Genomic DNA, 4,629 nt, shown 5'->3' with positions numbered 1-4,629 from the left:
GGATCGACAGCGCCGTTCCGTACAGCACCGACCGGTAGACCGGCGCGAGGCCGCCCATATGGTACATCGGTAGTGGGACGTGCCAGCAGTCGTCACCGCGGAGTCCGAGCCGGAACGCCGAAGCGGTCGCGCTCGCGAGGACGTTCCCAAGGGTCAGGAGAACGCCCTTCGGGTCGCCCGTCGTCCCGGAGGTAAAGAGGACGGCCATCGGATCGTCAGGTTCCCACTCGGGGAGGTCGAACCGCCGCGGCGAAACGTCCGAGAGTGGTCTCGCCTTCCCGGAGTCGTCGAGCGAGAGCACCTCGGCGTCGGCAGCCTCGGCGACGGCGGCTTCGGTGTCTCGTTCGCAGAGGACGGCCGAAGGCGCGACCCGATCGAGTTGGCCTTCGATCTCAGCGGGGGTCAGTCGGGTGTTGATCGGGACGAGCACCGCACCCAGCCGCTGGGTCGCGTGAGCGATGCGGACGAACGCCGGACGGGTGTCGGCACAGATCGCAACGGCGTCGTCGACGCCGACGCCTGCTCCGGCGAGTCGGCCCGCGAGCGTCTCGACGCAGTCGTCCAATTCAGCGTAGCTTCGGTCGGTGTCGAGCGGGCCGAACGCCCGCAGCGCAGTCGCTGTCGGCGTCGCGTCCGCCCGGACGGCCAGCCAGTCCCGCATCGGTCCGTCCGCCAGTTCAGCGGGGTGGAATATTTCCTTTTCCTTGTGGAACGACGACGGCGCCGTCGGCGATGGGTGCGATCCCCGCCCGGAGATCTGTTTCGAGCAGGCCGCCGGTGGCGAGGCCACAGGGTTGCATCCCCGGAAGCGAGGCGACGAGGTGGACCGCCCCCGCGCGGGCGACGGCACCGTCGATCGTCGTCGTCACGACGGCGTCGGCGCCGGCGATTCGGGCCGAGCGAACGACGTTCCGGGCGATATCGATCCCGCCGAGCGCCATCGGCTTGCAGACGAGGATGTCGGCGGCGTTCGCCCCGAGGATGGCGTCAAAGCCGCGTTCGACGACCCCCTCGTCGAGCGCGATGTCGACGCCCCGACCCCGAAGCCGCTGGTGAGCCTCTAGGGCGTCGGCCGAAAGCGGCTGCTCGAGGATCGACACGCCGTAGTCCGCGAGTTCTGTGAGCAACCGTTCGGCCGTCGCCTCGCTCCAAGCCCCGTTGGCGTCGAGGCGTATCTCGACATCCGGGGCCGTCGACCGGGCCGCCGCCACCCGATCGATGTCGACTTCGGGATCCCGCGAGCCGACCTTCAGTTTGACCGCTGGGTAGCCCTCTCTGACGGCGTCCTCGACGGCGTCGGCAGTCGCCTCTGGCGTGCCGTCGCCCACCGTCGCGTTGACCGGGACCGACCCGACGCGGCCGTCGCCGCCGAGGTACCGATAGAGCGGCCGTCCGACATTTTGTGCCCGGGCGTCGAGCGTCGCGAGCGAGACGGCGTGGCGGGCGGCCGGTGTGTCCGCCAGCCGGCCGTCAGCGAGCGCCGACACTGGGTCGTCGATCGACCGCAGAGCCTCCTCGCACTCTTCAAGGGATTCGGTCCACCCCGGGAGCGGGGTCGCCTCCCCGAGTCCCGGCGTCCCCTCGATATCAACGCGGACGAGAAAGCCACACCGGGTCTCGATGGCTCCGGCGGCGGTCCCGAGCGGCCGCGAGAGCGCGATAGAAAAGGGTTCGATCTCCACGGTTACAACACCGCCGGGGCGGCGAGGCCGGTTGCGAAAAGCACCGAGTGCGCAAAGAGCAGTTTGCCGGTCCGTTCGAGCGCGGGGTTGAGGGCGTCGCCAGCGTGTTGTCGCCAAACAGTCGCACTAATGCGGACAGCCAGGGGGACGGTGAGCACCGGGGCGAGAACCGCCGACCCGTAGCCATCGAAGAAGAAAACAACCGGGATCGCATAGGCGAGGCCGACCAGTGCGCTCCACTCGATCCGGCTGGCGCGGTAGCCGAGCACGACCGCGAGCGTCCGCTTGCCCGACGCCGCGTCGGTCTCTCGGTCGCGGATGTTGTTGATCACGAGGATCGCTGTCGAGAGCCCGGCGGCCGGCAGCGCCGCGACGATCGCCGCGGCGGGGACTGTTCCCGCCGGGACCCCAAGCGGAAACGGATCGGCAACGGCGCCGACCGCCTGCACGTAGTAGGTGCCGGCGACTGCGATGAGACCGAAGAAGACGAACACGAAAACATCCCCCAGCCCGCGGTAGCCGTACGGGAGCGGGCCGCCGGTGTATGTGATCCCGGCGGCAACGCTCGCGAGGCCGACAACGAGGATCGGGACGCCGCCGACGTACACGAGATAGGTGCCGACGAGGATCGAGAGGCCGAACGTAGCGTACATCGCGCGTTTGACGGCTCCGGGGTCGATGAGGCCGCCGGCGGTCACGCGGGTAAACCCCTCTCGGTCCTCGGTGTCGGCTCCCCGGACGGCGTCGTAGTAGTCGTTGGCAAAGTTGGTCCCGATCTGTAACAGGAGCGCCCCGACGAGCGCGACGACGGCCGGGAGCGGGTCGAAGACGCCGGTCCTGACCGCCAGTCCCGTACCGACGAGGACGGGCGCCGCCGCCGCGGGGAGCGTCTGGGGGCGGGCCGCCATCAGCCACGCCTTCCGGGTCGAAACCGCCGCTGTCATTACCGATGTTTCGGGGCGGCGGCGGTATAAGTGCGCCGTGTCAGCCGGAATGGGGCGGACGGGAGAGATCGCATACCGGCCGTCCCGCTCAGTAGTGCCACTCGAACTCGTCGAATTCGGGGTCGCGCCCCTCGACGAAGGCGTCCCGCCCTTCTTTCGCCTCCTCTGTCATGTAGCCGAGCCGGGTCGCCTCGCCTGCGAACACCTGCTGGCCGACGAGACCGTCCGAATCCATATTAAACGCGTACTTGAGCATCCGGATCGCCATCGGCGACTTCGAACAGATGGCCTCGGCCCACTCGTGGGCCGTCGCCTCGAGTTCGTCGTGCGCGACGACCTCGTTCACCATTCCCATCTCGGCGGCCTCCGCGGCGTCGTAGGTCTTTCCGAGGAAGAACACCTCGCGGGCCTTCTTTTGACCGACCTGCCGGGCGAGATACGCCGACCCGAAGCCGGCGTCGAAGGAGGCCACGTCGGGGTCGGTCTGCAGGAACTTTGCGTGTTCCTCGGAAGCGAGCGTCATGTCGCAGACGACGTGCAGGGAGTGACCGCCCCCAACGGCCCACCCCGGAACGACGGCGACGACGGGCTTTGGGACGTGGCGGATGAGCCGTTGGACCTCGAGAATGTGGAGTCTGGGTGCTGACTGCTGTTCGGCTTCCGGTGTCCCGTCGCCCTCCGCCCCGTCCTCGTACTCGTAGCCCGCGTCGCCGCGGATGCGCTGATCGCCGCCCGAGCAGAACGCCCAGCCGCCGTCCTTCGGCGAAGGCCCGTTGCCGGTCAGCAGGATACAGCCGACATCGGTCTGTCGCTTGGCGTGATCGAGGGCCGTGTGGAGTTCGTCGACCGTCTCCGGGCGGAACGCGTTCCGGACGTCGGGGCGGTCAAAGGCGATCCGGACCGCGCCCGTCTCCGTCGAACGGTGGTAGGTGAGATCCTCGAGTTCATCGGTGATCGGCTCCCACAACTCCGCGTCGAACAGTTCCGAAACCATTGATGACGGTGCGAGTCCGGTGATAAAAAAGGTATGTAGTCGGACTGTTCGAGCGGACGACATCAGCAGTCCCGGCGCGCTACCCTTATAGGGAGCCGCGGCCGGACCGCGAGCACGTATCGACGCCGAGGATCGAGTACAGCCCGCACGTCCCCGTCAGCGCGGTTCCAAGCATTATGATCGCCACCACGCCGAGAACAGGCGAGATGATAGCCGGCAGCGGGACCGCCCCGGCGAGGGTCGCCAGCGAGACGGCACCCGCGAGCGCACCGATGAGTGTTCGGAACGTTCTGTCCGTTGAGCCAACGTTTTGCTTCATACTATGGTATATGGGCTCTACGATAATATAGGTTGGTACTGGAGAAAAACCACAATATCGTGTGTGTCGACGCGGGGGTGCTAGCGGGCGCTGGCGAGCGCGAGCGTCAGCGGGTATCGACGGGTATCTGCGTGCATTAGCACGCGTGAGCGCCGAACAGCAATTGAACTGCTGTGGGAGCCGACGACGAACCTCAGCTTTCGTGTGGATCATGTCTGCCGTTGGACTGTGGCTTATAAACCCGCTCCACGGAGTGTTCTATTGAAAAGATGGGCCATCCCGTCCGGCAGTATATAACCAGACGCGGCCGACGGCGCGTTTATACATCAACACAGTCGGTTGTGCCTGATTACTTATACGTTAACGCGGCCGCCGGTATCTGGCATACACGCTCCGCCGATTGTCCATGGCTGTAATTAAAAAGGGACGACGGCGAACCAACCGATTCAGGACCCGAGGCGTTCGGCAACGCGTCGTTCGAGTTCGCGGCGGTCGTCGTGGCTTCGCTGGCTGTCCGTGCGGTACTCGATCACCTGCGTCCCGTCAGCCCCGGTCGAGTCGGCGTACAGTTCTCGGAGGCGGCTCCGGTCGTCCGTCCGTGCGAACTCGAGGTCGTAGAGAGCCGCCGAGTGCTCGAAATCGAGGCCGTGCGGCGTCCGGAACCACTCCTCGAAGCCCCCGTGATCCTCG

Annotated in this window: 5 protein-coding genes and 1 pseudogene; all 6 read right to left on the bottom strand. The window is 66.9% G+C overall.

The genetic code is table 11. The features are described 5' to 3' along the window. Positions 1-661, bottom strand: a 661-nt coding sequence (locus ACI944_RS12060) for an AMP-binding protein (protein ID WP_411719294.1), incomplete at its 3' end; no start/stop codon positions are given. A 16-nt stretch (positions 662-677) separates the two neighbouring features. After that, positions 678-1,682, bottom strand: coding sequence for a mandelate racemase/muconate lactonizing enzyme family protein (locus ACI944_RS12055; protein WP_411719293.1), 1,005 nt, complete (start codon positions 1,680-1,682; stop codon positions 678-680). A gap of 2 nt (positions 1,683-1,684) precedes the next feature. Then, positions 1,685-2,626: a 1,4-dihydroxy-2-naphthoate polyprenyltransferase gene (locus tag ACI944_RS12050; protein ID WP_411719292.1), complete on the bottom strand. Its 942-nt coding sequence runs from the start codon at positions 2,624-2,626 to the stop codon at positions 1,685-1,687. Positions 2,627-2,714: 88 nt separating this feature from the next. Then, positions 2,715-3,620, bottom strand: coding sequence for a 1,4-dihydroxy-2-naphthoyl-CoA synthase (locus tag ACI944_RS12045; protein ID WP_411719291.1), 906 nt, complete (start codon positions 3,618-3,620; stop codon positions 2,715-2,717). A gap of 85 nt (positions 3,621-3,705) precedes the next feature. After that, positions 3,706-3,939 carry a DUF2892 domain-containing protein gene (locus ACI944_RS12040; RefSeq protein WP_411719290.1) on the bottom strand — a complete coding sequence of 78 codons (234 nt, stop codon included), beginning with the start codon at positions 3,937-3,939 and terminating at the stop codon, positions 3,706-3,708. A 446-nt stretch (positions 3,940-4,385) separates the two neighbouring features. Then, positions 4,386-4,629: pseudogene (locus ACI944_RS12035) on the bottom strand (2-succinyl-5-enolpyruvyl-6-hydroxy-3-cyclohexene-1-carboxylate synthase); the annotation flags it as partial.

It is taken from the genome of Natronomonas sp. (assembly GCF_046710025.1).
GTDB lineage: Archaea > Halobacteriota > Halobacteria > Halobacteriales > Haloarculaceae > Natronomonas.
The sequence above is the reverse complement of the archived record's forward strand: the minus strand, read 5'-3'. Positions and strand labels throughout refer to the sequence as shown.